This window comes from Myroides sp. DW712 (assembly GCF_046557355.1).
Lineage (GTDB): Bacteria > Bacteroidota > Bacteroidia > Flavobacteriales > Flavobacteriaceae > Flavobacterium.
Window position 1 is genome coordinate 88,094 of the sequence record NZ_JBKFDO010000003.1, and the last position, 19,778, is coordinate 107,871.

Consider the following 19,778-nt stretch of genomic DNA (forward strand, 5'->3'; position numbering starts at 1 on the left):
GTGCTTAATTGCATTATTGCTAAACCGAAATACCACATCGAATATAAGAAAGCAAATAATGTATATGAGAGTATGCCGATATGGCGTGGCTTGTATTCATTGCTTTTTTAGGGAGTGGTATTCCTAGGTTTAGTGTGTTTGCAATGTCCACGCTTCTTTTTTATACTTTATAAACCTAAAATACCACAAAAAATGAAAACAATTACTTACTACATTAGAGAACTACACAAATCATCATTTATCAAGTACAACAATACTTAGATTGAAAATTGTTGTTCTTTAATGTTATCCGATTAAAGATACCTCCTTAATACCTTTTTTGTTCACCCGAATTAATGCACCATCACGTAATATGTGGTATGTGTGTATTAAGTAACTGAATACGATTTATTTAAATAAACATTAAATTTTAGAAAACAGATGAACAAAAAACTAATTATTGTAGGTCTATTATCAATATCATCACTTGTATTTATTAGCTGTAATAAGAATAATGAATCAAAAATAGAAGAAGAAACTAATCAATATGATTCTAATGATTCAGATGAATCTGAAGAATCTGATTACTTTGAGCAAGATGAAGAAACAACATCTAATATAAATAAGGTAAGTTCTAAAGATATTGATGATTTGCTTGATAGCTATGAAAGCTATATGAATGATTACATAAGTTATTTAAAGAAAGCCAAGAATAACGATATGAGTATGTTTGAAGATTTACCAAATCTTATGTCTAAAGGTGAAGATTTAGGCAATAAGATGGATAATGTAAAATCTGAAATGTCAACAAGCCAAATGAATAGAATGATAAAAATGGTGAACAAGGTCAATATGGCAATGGCTGAACTTCAATAAAACATAAAACCCACTTCAATAAAGGAGTGGGTTTTTTATTATTATTTGGTTTGGTATAATGTTACCGATAGTCATTATTTTTTACTTTATAAAAGTAACAAATAATTTGTTTGTCAACAAAATTATTGTTCTATTTTATTGTTAAAATACACAATCTACATGTTTTTTGAGAGTACAAAGCAACAATTAAATTTTTATATATCAAAGAAAAACTTTTACTAGCATTACTCACTTTTCTGTAATTTGAATGTGTATAACATTTATTTAATATATATTGTTGAAAATGAAAAATGCTAGTTACAACTAATTTTTTTCATTTTCAAAAGAGTCGTTCTTCTGGTTTGATTCAATTAACAATGATTTTTGTAAGTTAGCAAGTCCAGTTCTCATTTTTTGATTATGATACTTTAGTATCTTTGTGGGGTAGAACAAAATGTTGTACGTACGTTGTACTGATGAGGTGAAACGAGAAAAAAGGGCGTAAAAAAAAAGCGCCTATTTTACAATAGATGCTTCTTTAAAATTTTTGTGGTCCCACCTGGGCTCGAACCAGGGACTTGCTGATTATGAGTCAGCTACTCTAACCAGCTGAGTTATAGGACCGGTCGATTTGACTGTAAATTTTGATGGTGGTCCCACCTGGGCTCGAACCAGGGACTTGCTGATTATGAGTCAGCTACTCTAACCAGCTGAGTTATAGGACCAGTCAAATTGACAATTAGAGGTTGCAATATTACTGCGTATTATTGGTTTTTGCAAGAAATAGATTTAAAAAATATTAATTTTATTTCTCTATCGAATTGTGCCCCCTCCTAGGATGTACCTGCTTTTTCCTCTTCTGCCCCTTTCTTTTTTCCTTAGTTTTCCCGTCTTGTCTTTCCTTGTTGTTTGTTGTCTCGTTTATTAGCCTCATGCCTCGTCTTTTTCGTCCATCTAATGCTTAGAACAACAGCTGTATAGTTTGTTTTTAGAGGACGCTAAGGTTTGGAGAGGAGGATTAATGAGAAATGAGCGAATATAGAAAGAATACTCCTAGGAGTATGTTTCGGTATTTCTTAGTGTTTTCTTCGAGAATCCTTCGACAGCCCTTCGATATAGCTTGGAAAAATGCCTGCTTTGTCGAAGGATGCTCCAAGAGATCTCGAAGGAGTCTCTTGTTTAGCCTGTGTGAAGTCCTACTTCTTCCAATCCTAAATTGGCATAAGGCGTATAGAAACAAAATCAAAGTTTATAGCAGTGTTACTAGTAGAGGAGAAGACTTTTTATCTTATAGAAAAACCCTACGTTAGGCCTTTGACATCGATTGTCTTTTTCTTTTTGAAGGATGAAGTAATAATTTTATCGAGCAGAAGTAAGGGAAGCGTGAAATATAAAAAAATACTATCCAAAAAATTGTATTTTTGCATCATGGAGACAAATAGACAAAAGAAGATGGGAGCGCTTCTACAAAGTGACCTCGTAGATATATTACAAGGAGAAGTGCGCAAGAACGGAATAAGCAATTTGATTATTTCTGTTTCTAAGGTAAATATCACTTCGGATTTATCAATTGCGAAGGTGTTTTTAAGTATTTTCCCTGCGGAGCGTGGAAAGGAACTGTTGAAAGCGATTCAATCCAATGCGCCACTAATTAAGCACGAGCTTGCACAACGCGTAAAGAATCAGATGCGCAAAGTGCCCGATTTGATGTTTTACGTAGACGATAGTTTAGAGTATATCGATCAAATTGACAAAGCACTAAAAGGAGACGAAAACCCAATTGCTAATCCTGATTTATTAGCGAAGAGAAAGAAAAAGTAAACCGTTGAAAATCGCATTTTACATAGCCAAACGCTACGCTTTCAGTAAAAGCAAAAGCAAAGCAATTAACGTCATCACGGCGATTGCCTCTATAGGTATTATCGTGAGTGCCATGGCGATGTTAATTGTGTTAGCTGTGTTTAGTGGACTTCGTTCCTTCAGCTTGTCGTTTACCAATGAGTTGGATCCAGCACTGAAAGTATTTAGCAAACAGGGCAAAAACTTTGCGTTGAGCCAAGCGCAATACCAAGAATTAAGTCAATCTCCTTTGTTTTCGGGAGTGGCTCGAGTAGTAGAAGACCGTTTGCTTTTTACCTATAATGAAAAGCAAACCGTTGCTATACTCAAAGGAGTAGATGCTGACTTTGATAAAGTTAGCCAATTTCCCGATAAAGTAGAGTTGGGCCATTGGATGGAACCCGATTCGGATGAAGTTGTCGTCGGATTGGGAATGGCTTATCTTTTGTCCATGGGATTATTTGATGCAGAACACAGTCTACAAGCGTTATCCATTAAACCAGGATCTGGCGTAGTGAATAATCCTGAAGATGCTTTTTTGCGTACTTCACTGTATACTGTGGGAATTTACTCCTTGCGAAACGAAGAATTAGACAGTAAATACGTGTTTTGTGCTATCGCATTGGCGCAACATTTACTCAGTTTAGAAGAAAATGAGTACACCAACCTCGAATTCGCTCTTAATCCAGGGGTAACAGAAAAAGAAGCTACTGCTTTTATTCAGCAGGTCCTCGGTGATCAAGTGGTTATTAAAAATAGAATGCAGTTGAACGACAGCTTGTATCGCATGTTGAATACCGAAAATGCCGTAGTATACTTCATCTTTTTACTCGTAGTGATTATTGCGCTATTTAATTTAGTTGGGGCTTTATTGATGATTATATTGGAGAAAAAAGCCAACATTAAAACGTTGAATGATATGGGAGTTTCTCTCAAACAGCTCAAGCGTATTTTTCTACTACAAGGAATGATTATCAGTGTTATAGGAGGTGTAATCGGTATTGTTTTGGGCATTATTGCCGTGTCGATCCAAGAGCATTTCGGACTTATTCTCATTCGTCCAGGGTTTGCTTATCCCGTCGAATTTAACATCAGTGATATTTTTGTGGTCTTTGGATCTATTTTTATTTTGGGCTTTATCGCTTCTTATATTGCCTCTACTCGTGTGAATAAAAAGTATTTACACCACTAGTACTTCCTTTTGGGTACTCGCATTTGCGGGTCCTTTTATGATTTTTAACCCTTACTTTCTCCGCTTGCCTTTATCGGACTTTCCTTGAAAATGGGGATTTTTCTTTTTGAATAGAACACTTTTTTAGAATTAACAAATTATGTCGTGGGTGTTTCTTAAATTTGTGAGCATTGGATCAATCGAAAAAAGAAGAAAAATTGTTTTATTAGAAAAAAGAAAATTATGGGTGAGTTTAATGTAAAATACTTAAGCTATATTAGTGAGTTTGCCAATGGGCAAGAAAGTTTAAGCAGTGCCGCACAACAGTATTTTGATGCAGATGACTATGCAGATCCAATTCGTTGGTTCAAAGCGCATGCTTTGTGTATGTTGGCTGTACAAACTGGAAAAGAAGGCGCAATCTTTCAACAATTATACGAACAAATTAACGAAGACTCCAACCGCGAGCGCAGTAGCTTTTACTTGAATGATAAGGATTACGCCCTGTGGTTTGATGATGTGGTCTTACTCAATCAACTATTTATCGATAAGGGATACGCCAAGGCCTATACCTTTATGCATGAATTGTATATGAATGCGCGCTATGGCTTTAGTGATGATGATAAAGCAGCAGACTATATTAAACAAGGGTATGCTGCAGGAGATAAAACCGCGCAAGCCTTTGTTGGATATAACACCTATTACGGTACGTTGGGATTTGAACAAGACCAGGCGAAAGGCTTGGAGCTGATTCATGCTTCAGATGCTCCAGACAATCGCATTGGAAAATTATTCGCACTAAATATTGAATTCCGTTCTTGTGAATCAGCAGAAGAAGGAAAAGCGGTGTTGGATCGCTATCAGGAGTTAATTCACGTGGAAAAACGCGGGTTATATGTGTTAGCTGATTATTACTTGCGTGAGGGAGAAGATGAAAAAGCTGCAGAAACATTTTTAGATGGAATCCAACACAACAGCGGGTATTGCAACTATATGATGGGGATGATGATTAGCAATACGCGTTTTGCGCCTTTAGGCTATACCATCGAACAAGGAGCGCCTTACTTACAAGTGGGCTTTGAGCACGGAATCGCCTATGCTGGTTTCGTTCAAGGGTACTACTATTTGTATCCAGCGGATCAAAGTGAACCTCAATTTGAAAAGGCCATTCAAGCGTTGGAAAAAGCAGCCTTGTACCGTTCCAATGAAGCCTTGTTGGAATTGGCAATCTTGTATTTGTACCACAACGATTATAAAAATTACGATCGTGCCTTGGCGTATTTGGACCGTGCGATTGAGGGGCAATTAACCCGTGCGATGAATGAAAAAGCCGTAGCCTTATTGGAACACCAAGAAATCGAACACAATGCCGCAGAAGCAGAAGCTTTATTGAGACAGTCGATGGAGTTGGGCGATGATTATGGACCGTATCGCTTGGGGTATGGATATCAATATGGTGAATTTGGTACGGAAGATGACTATAATAAATGCATTGAATATTACGAATTGGCTGCAGAGCGAAACAGTGGTCTAGGTATTGAATACGCTGGGCGTTACTACCGCTACAACGAAAATCCAGACTTAGATAAAGCCATTGCCTATTATGAAAAAGGAGTGGAATTATATAATTCAAACTACTGTAAAGTGGAATTAGCGATGCTTTTAGAACGTGGGTATGGCTTAGAAGCGAATCCTGCCCTAGCGGAACAATACTACCAAGAAGCCTTAGAAAACAACTATCCTTTTGCGGCGGTTCGCCTAGGGTATATGTATGAAGATGGTTTGGTGGGAGACGTTGATGCAGCAAAAGCTAGAACGCATTTCGAAATGGCAGCAGAGGCTGATTTAGCAGAGGGGATTTACCAATTGGCTCGATGCAATCGCTACGGAATTGGCGGACCTGAAAACCGTGCAGTGGCCTTTGAATTGTTTGAAAAAGCTTTAGCATACGGCTATAATGATGCCAATGTCGATTTAGCCTTGGCCTATGAAGAAGGATCGGGCGTAGAAGAAAATGCGGAAAAAGCAGTAGAATATATGACCGTAGCCGCCGATATCGGATTTGGTTACGCTCAATATAAATTAGGGTGTTATTACCTCTATGCCTATGGCTTAGAAAAAGATTTAGATTTAGCCAAATACTGGTTAGAAAAAGCCAAAGACAACGGATCAGCCCTTGCGATGCTAACCCTAGGGGATTACTATCTATACGGCTATGAAGAAGACCAACCGTATGACTTAGCTTTCCCGTATTACGAAGAAGCGGAACAACGCGGCTATGTATCCGAAGGATTGGGAATTTGCTACCAATTTGCTATTGGCGTTGAACGCGATGAGAAAAAAGCGTTCCACTACTATAAAATGGCTGTAGAACGCGGGTATGATGCGGCTTACTTCCGTCTGGGGATGTGCTATTACTATGCTATTGGAATAGAGAAGGACTATATAGAAGCGATGTACTATTTACGTCAAGTGGCAGACCGTGGACATTTGGAAGCTGCGGCTTATGTAGGAGTGATGTTAGTCAAAGGCGAAGGAGTAGCACAAGAAGCAGCAGAAGGGGTAACTTACCTAGAGCAAGCAGCAAATAACGGCTATGATATGGCACAATACGAATTAGGTAATTGTTATTTAAAAGGAGAAGGTGTAGAGCAAAACGATGAGTTGGCTTTACATTGGTATCAACAAGCAGCAGAAAACGGAAATGAAGATGCGCAAAAAATTGTTGGTGGCCCAAGAAAAAGAAGAAGATAATGGACAATAAAAAGAACTATCAGTTCCAAGTGAATATGAAGGGAACAATTGAACTGTTGAGCGAGCACATTTACAGCTCGCCAACGGTATTCATTCGCGAATTACTGCAAAATGGGGTGGATGCTGTAACAGTAAGAAAGGGAATTGATGAAGGGTTTCAAGGTAAAATAACCTTGTTTTTTCAGGATGATCAATTGATTTTCCAAGACAATGGGGTGGGATTATCTGTGGATGATGTACATCAGTTTTTATCGGTCATTGGACAAAGTTCGAAACGTGGGGAACTCGCAGAAAAAGACTTGATTGGTCGTTTTGGTATTGGGTTGCTTTCGTGTTTGGTGGTTTCAGAAGAAATTGTCGTAGAATCGCGTTCACTGTTCAAAGACGAAGCGGTACGCTGGATTGGACGTGCTGATGGAACCTATGAAGTGGAAATGATTGATCTACTACCCGAAGTAGGAACACGGGTGATCTTACAAGCCAAGAAAAATTGGCGTTCCCTCTTCAAAAAAGAAGAAGTGAAGCAAAACGTGCTATTCTACGGAAGTGCGTTGCCTATTGAAATCAAATTTGTCGAAAACCAAGAGGAGGAAATCGTCTTGGATGGGAAACCGATATGGTTAAATCCCCAAGCGGATAAAGAAGAGCTCTTGGCTTACGGAAAAGAAGTATTTAAAACTAAGTTTTTAGATGTATTTCCCATCTCCTCTCAAGCGGGAGATATTCAAGGGGTGGCTTATGTCATTCCCAATAAAGTGAATACTTCGACCTCCAAAGAGCATAAAATCTTTGTGAAGCGCATGTATTTGTGTGATCAAGCAACGAATTTATTGCCCGAATGGACCTCTTTTGTGCGTTGTATTATCAATTCCAACGAGTTGCAACCTACGGCTTCCCGAGAGTCGTTGATGAATAATGCTACTTTAGTAGACGCGAAAAAAGAATTGACTGCTTGCTTTAAAGATTATTTGAAGTTGTTGTCGGTATCGGATTTAGATAAATTGGAACATTTGATTTCCATTCACCATTTATTCATCAAATCTTTGGCGGCTTCAGACAATGAAATCCTCAAATTATTTGAAGATTATTTGCCTTTTGAAACCAATCAGGGGATGCTGTTGTTCCGCGATATCCGCACCCAATACGGTTCTATTTTCTATACGCCTTCCTTGGATGATTTTAGGCAAATTCGCCGTATTGCAGGGTCTCAACAGAAATTGGTGATTAATGCAGCCTATAGCTATGAAGCAGATTTGATTCAGAAAATCAAAGCGAGTAATCCTGATTTAAGCATCGCACTGATTAAGCCCAATGATATCTTAGATAGTTTTGAGGCGGCTGATCACACGGATGAACGCATTGATGCCTTTTTGGCCAAAGCCAATAAAATTCTAAAACAACACTATTGTAAAGCAGAAGTAAAGCGTTTTGAACCCCAAGATACCACAGCGATTTACATCGCCAATGAAGAAGCGTTGAACAGCAAGAGCATGCAAAACTTGGCGCAAAGTGCCAATCCATTTGCCGCTGCTTTGGGACACTTCAAAAAGCAAGAAGAGGTATTGCCTACCTTGTGTTTTAATCAGCAGAATGATTTGGTAGCAAAACTCTTGGTGATAACAGATCCAGAGCTTTTTGAAGCCTTGATTAACGTGATGTACGTTCAAGCCTTGATGCTCGGAGGTTACACGATTAACAAGAAGGAGATGGATATCTTCAACCACGCCTTATACCAATTTGTCATTTTGGGAATGACCAACTTTTTGCCTGAACTATAAGATGCTACACCGGTTAGAAATACAGCGCATCCTCTTGCAAATTCAGGAGGAAACCACAGATCCTAAAGATTATATCACCTTGTTTAAACAGGCGATTTACCTCGCAGATAAACATGGGGATTTGGGTTGGGGAATTGATTTGCGCATCATGTTGATTCGCGAAGAGCGCTGTTCTTCGGCTTGTATTGAAAGTCCGTTGGCTTTTGCGTGGTTGTTGGAACAAGCGCGTTTACACCCAGAACAACTATCGGAATCGGAATTTTTAGAAGAATACGAATGGATGATTTGCTCAGCCTATGGCAATGTGGCGATTCCCTTAGAACAAGTACACGCTATCGCAGCCGACTTAGAACAAAAGTTAGAACACTTCAACTTTTCGAAGCGCAGTTATTACTATACCATGGCTGGATTTGCCCAGCATAGAGGCGATTATGCCTTGGGTGCTTCCTATATTGCAAAAGCCAAAGAAGAGCCTTTTGATGAGGTGTGTAACGAAGTGGTGGCCTATGACAATGAAATCGAAAGTGCTTCGCGTTTGGGGCATTTTGACGAAGCCATTGTCTTGATGCACCAAATGGAGTATAAGAAGTTGCGCGATTTTTCTCTACCCTTTGAAACCTATGTGGTTATGGGCTATTTTATGGCTCGTCAAGGCGATGAACGCGCATCTATCTACCTGGCAAAAGCCAAAGAAGAATTTGCCCAACTGTCCGAAGTCAATAGTTCGCTCCTCTATGGGTTAACCCGTTTGATTTACGCCTTACACTTGCTAGGAGACGAAGATCGTTGGGGGTACTATGAAATTATCGCAGGATGGGATATCGATGCGGAGGATGACTTACAATTGATGCTAAGCCGTCATATGATGTTTGTCCTCGATCAACCCGAACAAAAACAATTAACCCTTTCGCCTTCCGTTTCCTTTTATCAACAAGAAGGGTGGTACGACTTGCAAGCGTTGGCACGTGCTTATAAAGGTAGTGCCTATGACTGGGCCAAGCGATTTGACCTGCGCAACGGAAATACCTTTGTACAAGACGATATTAAGCAAATGGAAGAAGAACAAAAAAGAATACAAAAGCTATGAATTACAATTTAGAAATCCAGAAGATTCTCCTAAAAGTGGAGGGTCTAAAGAGTTTAGAAGATAAAATTATCGCGTTGAAAGAAGCAATTCAACTCGCCGATCAACACAATGATATCGATTGGGGGTTTGACTTGCGTTTGGACTTAATTCGCCAAGAGCGCAATACCTCACGCTGTAATGAGAGTTTTCCCGCTTTTGCGTGGATTTTGCACACTAGCGATGCCAACGAAGATTATTTTGACGAATCTGAATTCCTGTGGGAATACAAATGGATGTTTTGCTCCGCCTATCGCAGTGCATTAATTCCCCTAGAAGAAATTGAAAAAATTGGCGAAGACCTTAAGCGTCGTTTAGTGAAAAACGGTTTTAGTACGCGTGCCTATCACAACGTCATGACGGGCTTGGCCTTTCATTTACGCGATTACGATTTAGCGAAAACCTATATTGATGCTGCCAATGCTGAATTGGTGGATGATATGACGAACTGCTCTGCTTGTGAATTGGATACAGAGGTGGAATTACTGCTGTTCCAAGATAAATTAGCCGAGGCTATTGTCAAAGCCCAAGATTTGATTCACAAGAAATTGACCTGTTATTCTATGCCGTTTCAAACGTTTTGCAGCTTGACCTACTATTCGTGGAAAGCCGGAGATTTAGACGGAGCAGAAAAGTATTTCAACAAAGCAATTGAAGAATATGAGGCCCATGATCAATACGATAGTTCTGTAGGTTATTCAATGGGCTTGTTGATGTCGTATATGCATGCAATCAACCATCCAGAAACTTGGTCGTTCTTTGAGCGAATTTCCGCTTGGGATATTGAAGCAGAAGATATTCACCGCTACAATTTCGCCCGTTATATGTTGCCTATTATGAAACAAGGAGGCACGAGAGCCTTGCAACTCTCTCCACAATTGCCGTACTATAAGGAAAGTGGAATGTACAACCTCGAGGAGCTATACACCCATTTCAAACAACAGGCAACAGAATTTGCTACGCGTTTTGATGCGAGAAACCAAAATACAAATTATACAACAGAAATTGCTGCGTTGTAAAAAGGAGGAAGTAGAGATTAAAAATAAGACAAAGGGGAGCGTAAAACGCTTCCCTTTTTTTATGGAGTAGAGGGGAATTGATAGAAATAGTTGAATAATAGAAAACAAGGAATCATTGATAAAATAAATTTTCAGCAATGATTCTTTGTTTTCTATAGGTTTATTATTTTATTTCTATCACTGAGGAAATAATTTATTTGAATAATGTAATTATGTTAAAACAGTTGATTTTTATTAAAAAAAAATAGGTTAAAAGTTAAGTATAATGCTTGATTTGGAGAAATTAACCAATATACTAGTACGATGAGTGATACTATTTCAAATACGTTATTTCGTTTCGTCAGTTTGCGAAGCGTTCAAATTCCCGATGCTCGATCTCTGTCTCAGCACTTCCTTAGCATTAGAGAGGACCTAGTAGGACAAGGAGTTTTTTATGAAGCTATACAAAAACGTCCAGTAGGTGCAACAAAATACGAAACCATGCTCATGGCATCGGCTAGTTTTAAAGAAGTGATTCCCACACAAGAAGCTTTACAGCAAGAATTTGCTGCTATTCAACCCTTTGCTACTTGGTTAGCTCAGAATAAAACAACGGCTACGGTTGAAGAAATAACAGATAAAGCAAAGGAAATCAAGGCTATTGATACCAAGCAACAGGGCAAATTGTGGAACAATATTTTTTATCAGTCCACGGTACAAGAAGATTTGGTTCTCAACGACCAAATGATTGAAATTCTAAAAGCAAATACTGTAGTAGAACAGCTCAAACTCAAAGCATCTAATGAAACGCTAGAAGAAAGGGCCAAGGCGAGTTTTGTATTACCTGCCGCACTTTTTAACGAGGAGATGATTGAAGATGATAAGATACAGCCTAAAGTTGCAACAGAGAAGCCTAAAGTTATTATTCCCGATCGTTTGATGACTAAGAGCATCAATATTTCAAAAGCGAAATTGCAAGAGGAACAGTTGACAATTTTACAACAAGATTTAGCTGTTTTAGCGAATGAATACCAAAAAGAGTACCAAGAGGCTTATACTGCTGCTCAGGAAGCTTATGACAAAGAAGTGGCGCCAATTTATACCAAATACTACCAAGAGTTAGAGGAGGCACGAAAAAGTTTTTGTAGTACAGTACCGATGGAAAAAAGGGAATACAATCCAGAAGATCCATGCCAACAACCACCAGCTGTGCCAATACCTTCAGTACCTAAGTTTGATTTTAAATTTAGAGAAGAATTATCCCTCAAAGAACTCCAAGACAAATTAGATCCCATTAGTTATCAAACATTGTTGAAGAGTATTGGATATCAGGAAAAACCGGAGTTACCTTCTATTGGTAGAAGGAATAGAAAAGAAGAAACAGCAAATCCAGAGCGTTTGCTTCGTACCATTGGGACATTTGACAATTTATCAACTTTTGTACAGGCAAGCGGACATCAAAATCAAGTGTTATTAACGGAGAGTATAGACGCTTATCAACCAGTACTGAGTATCGGAGGGATTATGTTTCCTGTAAACCAAGAAATTAGCAATCAGGTCTTTGAATATGGTATTTGTGGAGAAATGGTGAATTTACAGCGTATTGCAACTATATTTTTTAAAGTGCCTGACTCCTCTTGGAAAATTTCGACAATTACCGTAACTATTGAAAAGGAAACATTAAAGGAAAGTTATGTGTTGGATACAACGCATATTGAACGTAGTGGGAATGATATTACTCTGCATGATGTAGAGGGATACGCAGCAAGTTCTATGTCGGATCGGATACCTTCGACTATGGCGCTAGCGATTCAGTTTACCAATGGCTGTTTAAAACGCATCCCATCGCGTGATATTGCGGCTTTGGTATGTTATGCTGGAGAACTCGAAGGAAATTGTGAAACGCCTATGGTTAAGCCACTACCAACATATCCTAAAAAATTTGGCGTGCGTTTATTGGGAATTGCCGATTACAAAAAGGTAGAACAAACGGTGCACTGTTATATTGAGGGAGAAGTTTCCAATATTGAAAATGTCATGGCGAGAGAATATCGCGAAAAATCGACCCGCCGTTTGAGACGAACAGAAGAAACGACAACAGAAACCACCGAACAAGAAATTGAAGCCTTTACAGATACCATTACCACGGATCGTTTTGAAATGCAAAGCGAAATAGATTCATTACTCCAAAAAAATAAGAGTATGAATGCCTACATGAATGCACATTATGGCGGAAAGAATTATCAAATTGATGGTGGTGTGGCTCAAGCGAGCAATACGGCGCAGGAAGAGAGTATTCGTCGTTCCGTAACCGAAGCCAAAGAATTGACGTATCAGGCCCAAGATCGCGTGGTGAATCGCATTAAACGCGAGCGCATGCAGAAGATGGTGGAGGAATTTGAAGAGAACAACAAACATGGATTTGACAACCGCAAAGGAGATAAACACGTGGTAGGAGTCTATCGTTGGGTGGATAAATTATACAAAAATCAGGTGTATAATTATGGCAAACGCATGATGTTTGAATTCATGATTCCCGAGCCCGCCCGTTTACATGTTTTAGCGATGAAAGATGAGATAAAATCACCAAACCTAACTATTAAAAAACCCTTGGATCCTAGAACTGAGACTAACTATCGTATCCAAACGGCTAATCAAATTACAGAAGGAAAAGCGCTCTATTGGGCAGCACAATTCAATGCGGATATTCCCACTAAGAAAGACGATATAATTGCGATATCAGCTTCTTTTTCAGAACAAGGAGATAGCGGTAGTTTTATACAGAATAGAAATTATACAGGGGCTAAAAATTATTATATTGATTTGCCAGAGGACTATCAAGCGGAAAGAGCGGAGGGAGTATTTCACTATACGTTTGCACCAAGTAGGCTTGAAGTAGAAGCCCATGGTATATTTACTATTGCCGATTATCGTTATGGAGTCGGTAGAAGCTATGACGACTTTCCTGATGGCAAAGGAATTAAGGACCTAACTATTGACTGTCCATTAGGAGGAATTATAGGCAAACTTGAAGTTGCTTTTGCAGGTGCAGATGTTGGAGGGATGTCGGCAACCATGAAAATAAAGTGTGTGTTAACAGCTGCAGCCTATAAAAGATGGCAACAAGAGTGTTTTCAAGCCATTATTGAAGCTTATACTTTAGCCTTAAAAGCGTATAATGAACAATTAGCCCTAGAACAGAATAAGGCTGTGGAAATCAAACGCACCAATCCAGGCTTTTATCGTCAAATTGAAAATACAGTGTTGCGCAAAAATTGTATCGCTTACTTAACTCGTTCCAATGATATGGGTAAAAGCTTTACTAATGGTACGACAATTGCTGATTTTGGTGTAAAACAAACGAAAGAGTTGGAAGCCTATGCTAGTTTAGCCAAATTCATGGAACAAGCTTTTGAATGGGATGCCATCTCCTATAATTTCTATCCCTTTTATTGGGGAGATAAGGGGCATTGGGCAGAGTTGTACACCTATGACGAAAGTGACGATCCTATTTTCAGAAGTTTTATGCAATCGGGAATGGCGCGTGTTGTGGCAACCGTGCGTCCAGGCTTTGAAGAAGCCGTACAGTTGTATATGAGTACTGGGAAAATATGGAATGGTGGTGAAATACCGGTTATTGGCGATGAGTTGTACTTATCGTTGATTGATGAGGTACGCCAAGCAGAAACCGTAAAAGAAGGTAAGGCATGGATTACGCGTATTCCGACTTCATTGACCATTTTACAAGCGAAAAGTGCTGGATTAGAAGTGGAAAAAGCCCTGCCGTGTAACTGTGACGATACAGCAGATTTTGAAGATCCGTCTCAAGTGCCTTGTAGTGATGCATTTGTACTTAATGATAATTTAATTGGCGGGGATACGGGACCTGAACCTGAACCTGAAAATTAGAACGCTAGAAAAAAAATAAGTTTAATCATGGAGCTGCTTACACCAGCTCCATTAAATAGCAAAGGAATGAGTACAGATGCATTATTTCCAAAGCATTGGGGATTACAAGATACAACCGATGCACTAGAAGAAGGGAATTTTCCCATAATGCCTCAGTTTCCAAATGTTTTAGTAGAAAATGAGGCTTCCGCCAATTATTTAAACCCCTTAGTGCAGGCTTTTGAGTTTTCAACTATTGCTTCATGGGAAATTGCAGATAGTTATTTTTATAAGTTACCACAGCACAATGTAGGTAAGAGTATTCAATGGATTAAAGAACCAGAATGCAAAACAGAAATAGACCCCAAAACAATTTGGGTATATAGAGAGCACAATAACAAAAATGGTTATCAAGTAGGAGAAGATGAGTTAATTTATACAATTAAAATTTACATCTCTACTAATAACGCAAAGTTGAAGAAGTTATATGATTTTATGCAGGATAGTGTGGAAGATAATGAGATACTATTCTTTATGGAGGACAATACAGGTGATTTAAGCGATCAGAGTCTATATGTACGTTTTGGTAAAAAGATTGATAAGGATTTTTTACTTAAGATGAGTGATAAAAATTTGGATTCCATTGCCCAAAATATGCCTGATTTTAATCGCAATAAGCTACGTGAACTCATCAATACTGGAGAGGTAAAAGCTTCGATAACTCCATTACGAGTTTTATTGCATGGTGTTTTAGAGGTACTCGTTTTAACTGGAACAGTAGGTAAAGCTCTTGGCTGGTTAAGTGAACAGATTGGTGAGGCAATAGAATTCTTGATGATACCTGAGAGCCTATGGGATTCCAAAAACGAAGAGTATTTTTTAAAGAAAGAAAACGTTGTAAAGGATATGCAATTAGACACTTCTTTTATAAAGCAGTGGCAGCAGGGTATAGAACAGTCTGAAAACTGGAGAATTTTAACAGCACTATCTCCTGTAGCGAAATGGATGCCCCAAATATTGGGTTCAGTACAAAGTATGGCGAACTGGTACAATATTGAAGTGGCACTTGTGGTAAACCTGATTTACCAGCGGAATGAAAAAGGTGTGGAACAGTTGGATGAATTTATGGCTCTTTCGGAACTGATTGCTTTTTGGTGTGGAGTGTGGAATGGGCTAGTTGATTTTGTAGCTAGTTTATTCAAGTTTGGAGGAATACTGCTACAAATGCAATACGATATTGCTAAAAATTTTCAGGCAGTATTGGAGGCTATAGACGATTTCAGAGAAGCATGGGAAGCGTTTTCGTTTGCGGATTTCTATGAAATTCTATTTCAATTACAGCAAGATATGCTTGTTGAACTGTTGGTGTTTTTGGATACATCTAATCGCCGAGAAAACTATAACTTTGATCGAATAGCTTATACAGGTGGTGTAGGAGTTGGTTTTATAGCTTCATTTTTTATACCATTTGCTAACGTTTCTAAAGTAAGTGCTATTTCAAAATTTAGTAAATTTATACCTAACGAGTTTGTAAGTAGCCTCAACATAGCCAAAGTAAGAGCATTAAAAGAGAGTAAAGCACTAGTAAAATGGCTTGAAGAAATAGCTGTTTTGCTGAGCAAAAAAGGCGATGAATTGTATCAGGAGCTTAGAAAGCTTTTGAACAAGGTAATAGAATGGATTAAGAAGAATAGTAAGCGGTTTGAAAGAAACTCAACAGAGATTCCTAATCTAACAAAATCTGACTTAGACTGGATGGCTACTCGTAGAGTAGGGAATTTAGGTGGTAATGTATTAAAAGCCTCTCAAATTAGGAAATTGAGAGGTGTTTTAAGTAAAAAGGGGATTCAGTTAATTGTGGAAGGAGATTCAAAATCTATTACAAAATTGTTTAAATCAATAGATAATTTTAAAATATATGATGATTTTATAAAATATATGTACTCGTTTAATCCACCTAAAGTTGGTGGTTTCCACGCACCTACAAAACAGTTTTTTTTGATAAAGAATTCGACAGAACTGATAGCATTTCATGAAATGTCGCATGTAAAACATTTTGAAGAAGTGGGAGAAGTAGCCTATAAAAATTTAAAAGATTTAGATAAAGAGATGTATGTATGGAAACAAATATTGAATAATAGAAGCAAATGGACTAAAGCAGAATTAAATGATGCATTAACATCTATAAACAGATTAAGAGTGAAAAAATATGATTTAGAGCCAATTAAAATTAAATAGATATGAAATATACTAATGAAGAGATACTTGTTAAAGCAATAAAAATATTAAAATCATTAAATCCAGATTTTTTCAAAGAAAGCGATATAGAGAGTATATCCTTTAGTAATAAAGATGTTGAAAAAAGCATCAGTGGGGAAAACATCGATACTTGGACTGTAATAATTAAAGAATCAATTTTTGACGCATCAGAATTTTTAGTAATTTCTGATGAAACGGGTGAGCCATTATATTATCAGAATTTTAATATGATAATAGGTGAGATTGAAAAAAAATCTGAAGGAGACTATAAGATAAAGAATCTATATTAAATAGTTTGTAAGTAGCCTCAACATAGCCAAAGTAAGAGCATTAAAAGAGAGTAAAGCACTAGTAAAATGGCTTGAAGAAATAGCTGTTTTGCTGAGCAAAAAAGGCGATGAATTGTATCAGGAGCTTAGAAAGCTTTTGAACAAGGTAATAGAATGGATTAAGAAGAATAGTAAGCGGTTTGAAAGTACACTGTCTAAGGTAAGAGAAGCGTTTTTTAAAGAAGGAAAAACAGAAGAATACTTTAGAAAGATAGAGAAAAAATTCAATTTAGCTGGAGAACAAATCTTATCTACCTATGACCTAAAAAAACTGCGAAGATTATTGAAAGAGACGTTTGATGTTCCTTTGGAATTAGTTGATCAAAACCTTAAGCTTAAAGGTAAATTAAAAGATTGGACAGCGAGAAGAGTTGCAGGCTCTTTTAATATGGTAGAGGGCGTAATGTATCTGCGGAAAAGCGTAACAGCTTATACGGTACAACATGAAATGTTTCATATGAAGTTGTGGTATAAAATGACTAGGGAATTTCCAGAGTTACAACCACTTTTTCAAAAAACGTTAGGGAAAGAAAATCGTTTATTTCACGAGGAATATGTGTTATCAGAATTTATGAAGAATCCAAGTAAGTGGCGAGAAGAAGATTTATTGAATGATTTGATTGAAGTTAATAGATTAAGGTCCGAGAAAGGATTACTTAAAGTTGACTTAGAGTACTATAAAAGATGGAAGTTAGAAGAAGAATTATTAAAATTTGAATAAATGGAAACTCAAGAAGTATTGATAGAAAAAGCAAAAGATATTTTACAAGATTTTGGAAGAGAATTCTTCGAAGAAACATTCAAAGTTTATACTCCTCATAAAATTAAAGAATTAGATATTGATAAATTTAATTTTGATGCGTGGGAAGTCGTTGTACAAGTCCCTGATGAACAATTTGGGGGACAAAGTCCATATTTTATTTTTTTCGAAGAAGATACATTAGAGCCCTTTATGTTTCACGATGGAGGAGCAGAAGGAAGAACACCAGATTTAGAAATTCTCAAAAAGAATGGGAAATATGTAATTGGGGAGGAGTGGAAAAGAGAGACGGGCGAATAAAAATCGTAGCGCAGCGCAGATTCATTGAACACAAAACCCTCACCTAATCTCACCCAACCCTCACCCATTCACCATCCCATCCTACGCGTAGGCCTAATCGCTTGTTGCAGATTGACGTCATGAGAGATAAAGACAATCGTTCCTTTGTATGCCGCAAGCGCTTGATAGAGGTTTTCTAAACCGAAAATATCCAGGTTATTACTCGGTTCATCCAGTAGCAATACATCAATGGTTGATAACGAGAGATTCAAGCAACAGATGGTCAAGCGCAAACACTCCCCACCACTTAGTTGTCTGATGGGATTGCTCCAGCTTTCAGGTTTAAACCCATACTGAAAGAGCGTGTTTTTTAAATGAGCCTCATCCAGGAGGTTGTGGTTGAACTGTTGCGCTTGCTCTAAGATTGTTTGTTGATGATCCAAGAGCGCATAAAATTGATCCAAATAGATGATATTCGAGGTAAATCGCTCGATTTTTCCTGTGGTGGGTTGTAAATTCCCCGCCAAGAGGTGTAATAAAGTGGATTTTCCCGATCCATTAACCCCTTCAATCTGAATGCGTTCTCCGCTGCGAATCTCAAAATCTAAAGAAGTTGACCAAATAGGCGCTGCCTCAGGAGCGTATTGAACGTTCAAGCCATGGGCTGTAAATAATACTTTGTTTGGATGGAGTGCTGAATTATTGAAGGATAACTGAAAGGGTTTCACTTGCTCCAACTGATCTTTAAACTCCCATAACTCTGCCTGTAATTTCTGCTGTTTCTCCGCTTGTACGGCGGTACTTTTAGCGCTACTATTTTCAGCTGCATTTTTAAGCGTATTCACGATAATTTTTGGTAAACCTCCTTTTTGCTCCGCTTTTTTGTTTTGTCCAACGGCTTTTTGCTGTTTTTGAAGCAATTTTTGTTGCTCCGTTTTAACCTGACGCAAGTCTTTGGAAATCGTATCAATGCGATGCTGAAGGGAAGCATAGGCCTCTTGTTTTTGCAATTTATAGGCGTCGTAATTCCCTCGATACAGTTGAATCCCTTGCGTACTAAGTTCAAAGGTTAGCGCTTGTTTGTTCAATAAATCAATATCGTGGCTCACTAAGAGTACAGTCCCTTTGTAGTGCGCTAAGAAGTCGAATAACAGTTGTCGGGTGGCCTGATCAATGTGATTGGTCGGCTCATCCAGTAAGAGAATATCCGGTTGATGGATGTGTATACACGCAAAATAGACACGCATTTGTTGACCTCCACTGAGTTGGTGCATCGGCAAGTGGAGGTCTTTCCCCTCTAGTTGCCAGTAGTGCAACGCTTGGGCAATCTTTTCCTCTAGTTGCCAATCATCAGCCAAATCCGTATAATCCTGTTCATTTACCGATCCTTGTAGAATACGGTGCAAGGCCTGGAGTTTGACGTCAATTTGCAAGGCTTCCTCGATGCGTTGTCCTGTGCTTTGATTGGTATTGATCTGTGGCAAATAGTAGGGCGTGCCTTGCAATTGAATCACCTCGTGACTGTTTGCAGCAATCAATTGTAACAAAGTACTTTTACCCGTGCCATTGGCTCCGATTAAATTGGCGTGTTCGCCTTTGTTTAACGTAAGATTGAGTTGGTCAAACAACGGCGTTCGATCCGCATGTTCGTAGGATAAGTTTTTTATAACGATAGACATGGTCAAAAAATTAAGAAATGAGTATAAATTCATTGTGGCCCGTATACCACGACTCACGGCTTAGGATAAAATCACATAAATAAATAA

13 protein-coding genes and 2 tRNA genes are annotated in these 19,778 nt (G+C 38.2%); 12 read left to right on the plus strand and 3 right to left on the minus strand.

Annotated features, from left to right (window positions below; genetic code table 11):
- Positions 1-420 precede the first annotated feature (420 nt).
- Positions 421-855 (plus strand): DUF6591 domain-containing protein, encoded by a 435-nt coding sequence (locus tag ACLJX0_RS03450; protein WP_410878463.1) that lies wholly within the window; start codon positions 421-423, stop codon positions 853-855.
- A 529-nt stretch (positions 856-1,384) separates the two neighbouring features.
- On the opposite strand, the gene ACLJX0_RS03455 is transcribed toward ACLJX0_RS03450, so the two are convergent.
- Positions 1,385-1,458: transfer RNA gene (locus tag ACLJX0_RS03455), tRNA-Ile, on the minus strand.
- 24 nt (positions 1,459-1,482) lie between these two features.
- Positions 1,483-1,559, minus strand: a tRNA-Ile gene (locus ACLJX0_RS03460).
- Positions 1,560-2,262: 703 nt separating this feature from the next.
- Here ACLJX0_RS03460 and rbfA point away from each other — a divergent pair.
- The 11 genes from rbfA (at position 2,263) to ACLJX0_RS03515 (ending at position 18,033) form a co-directional block, all read left to right on the plus strand.
- Complete coding sequence (gene rbfA / locus ACLJX0_RS03465; protein ID WP_410878465.1) at positions 2,263-2,655, plus strand: 30S ribosome-binding factor RbfA; 393 nt, start codon at positions 2,263-2,265, stop codon at positions 2,653-2,655.
- Positions 2,656-2,659: 4 nt separating this feature from the next.
- Positions 2,660-3,865 (plus strand): ABC transporter permease, encoded by a 1,206-nt coding sequence (locus tag ACLJX0_RS03470; protein ID WP_410878467.1) that lies wholly within the window; start codon positions 2,660-2,662, stop codon positions 3,863-3,865.
- 222 nt (positions 3,866-4,087) lie between these two features.
- Positions 4,088-6,598, plus strand: a complete 2,511-nt coding sequence (locus ACLJX0_RS03475) for a sel1 repeat family protein (protein WP_410878469.1) — start codon at positions 4,088-4,090, stop codon at positions 6,596-6,598.
- Positions 6,598-8,376 carry an HSP90 family protein gene (locus tag ACLJX0_RS03480; protein ID WP_410878471.1) on the plus strand — a complete coding sequence of 593 codons (1,779 nt, stop codon included), beginning with the start codon at positions 6,598-6,600 and terminating at the stop codon, positions 8,374-8,376. The genes ACLJX0_RS03475 and ACLJX0_RS03480 overlap by 1 nt, the downstream gene beginning before the upstream one ends.
- A 1-nt stretch (position 8,377) precedes the next feature.
- The gene (locus ACLJX0_RS03485; protein WP_410878473.1) at positions 8,378-9,463 is read left to right on the plus strand and encodes a hypothetical protein; all 1,086 of its coding nucleotides are present in this window, start codon (positions 8,378-8,380) and stop codon (positions 9,461-9,463) included.
- The gene (locus ACLJX0_RS03490) at positions 9,460-10,518 is read left to right on the plus strand and encodes a hypothetical protein (RefSeq protein ID WP_410878475.1); all 1,059 of its coding nucleotides are present in this window, start codon (positions 9,460-9,462) and stop codon (positions 10,516-10,518) included. Before ACLJX0_RS03485 ends, ACLJX0_RS03490 begins: the two co-directional genes overlap by 4 nt.
- A gap of 303 nt (positions 10,519-10,821) precedes the next feature.
- Complete coding sequence (locus ACLJX0_RS03495) at positions 10,822-14,406, plus strand: hypothetical protein (RefSeq protein WP_410878477.1); 3,585 nt, start codon at positions 10,822-10,824, stop codon at positions 14,404-14,406.
- Positions 14,407-14,433: 27 nt separating this feature from the next.
- Positions 14,434-16,623, plus strand: a complete 2,190-nt coding sequence (locus ACLJX0_RS03500; RefSeq protein ID WP_410878479.1) for a zincin-like metallopeptidase toxin domain-containing protein — start codon at positions 14,434-14,436, stop codon at positions 16,621-16,623.
- Between the two features lie 2 nt (positions 16,624-16,625).
- Positions 16,626-16,934, plus strand: a complete 309-nt coding sequence (locus ACLJX0_RS03505) for a hypothetical protein (protein WP_410878481.1) — start codon at positions 16,626-16,628, stop codon at positions 16,932-16,934.
- 88 nt (positions 16,935-17,022) lie between these two features.
- The gene (locus tag ACLJX0_RS03510; RefSeq protein ID WP_410878483.1) at positions 17,023-17,694 is read left to right on the plus strand and encodes a zincin-like metallopeptidase toxin domain-containing protein; all 672 of its coding nucleotides are present in this window, start codon (positions 17,023-17,025) and stop codon (positions 17,692-17,694) included.
- Entirely contained in the window at positions 17,695-18,033 is a 339-nt protein-coding gene (locus tag ACLJX0_RS03515) for a hypothetical protein (RefSeq protein WP_410878485.1), read from the plus strand.
- 68 nt (positions 18,034-18,101) lie between these two features.
- Here ACLJX0_RS03515 and ACLJX0_RS03520 read toward each other — a convergent pair whose 3' ends face one another.
- The gene (locus ACLJX0_RS03520; RefSeq protein ID WP_410878487.1) at positions 18,102-19,691 is read right to left on the minus strand and encodes an ABC-F family ATP-binding cassette domain-containing protein; all 1,590 of its coding nucleotides are present in this window, start codon (positions 19,689-19,691) and stop codon (positions 18,102-18,104) included.
- Positions 19,692-19,778: the final 87 nt, after the last annotated feature.

Coding starts and splice junctions, on each gene's coding strand:
- ACLJX0_RS03450 (WP_410878463.1), top strand. CDS start 421: ATGAACAAAAAACTAATTATTGTAGGTCTATTATCAATATCATCACTT.
- rbfA (WP_410878465.1), top strand. CDS start 2,263: ATGGAGACAAATAGACAAAAGAAGATGGGAGCGCTTCTACAAAGTGAC.
- ACLJX0_RS03475 (WP_410878469.1), top strand. CDS start 4,088: ATGGGTGAGTTTAATGTAAAATACTTAAGCTATATTAGTGAGTTTGCC.
- ACLJX0_RS03480 (WP_410878471.1), top strand. CDS start 6,598: ATGGACAATAAAAAGAACTATCAGTTCCAAGTGAATATGAAGGGAACA.
- ACLJX0_RS03485 (WP_410878473.1), top strand. CDS start 8,378: ATGCTACACCGGTTAGAAATACAGCGCATCCTCTTGCAAATTCAGGAG.
- ACLJX0_RS03490 (WP_410878475.1), top strand. CDS start 9,460: ATGAATTACAATTTAGAAATCCAGAAGATTCTCCTAAAAGTGGAGGGT.
- ACLJX0_RS03495 (WP_410878477.1), top strand. CDS start 10,822: ATGAGTGATACTATTTCAAATACGTTATTTCGTTTCGTCAGTTTGCGA.
- ACLJX0_RS03500 (WP_410878479.1), top strand. CDS start 14,434: ATGGAGCTGCTTACACCAGCTCCATTAAATAGCAAAGGAATGAGTACA.
- ACLJX0_RS03505 (WP_410878481.1), top strand. CDS start 16,626: ATGAAATATACTAATGAAGAGATACTTGTTAAAGCAATAAAAATATTA.
- ACLJX0_RS03515 (WP_410878485.1), top strand. CDS start 17,695: ATGGAAACTCAAGAAGTATTGATAGAAAAAGCAAAAGATATTTTACAA.
- ACLJX0_RS03520 (WP_410878487.1), bottom strand. CDS start 19,691: ATGTCTATCGTTATAAAAAACTTATCCTACGAACATGCGGATCGAACG.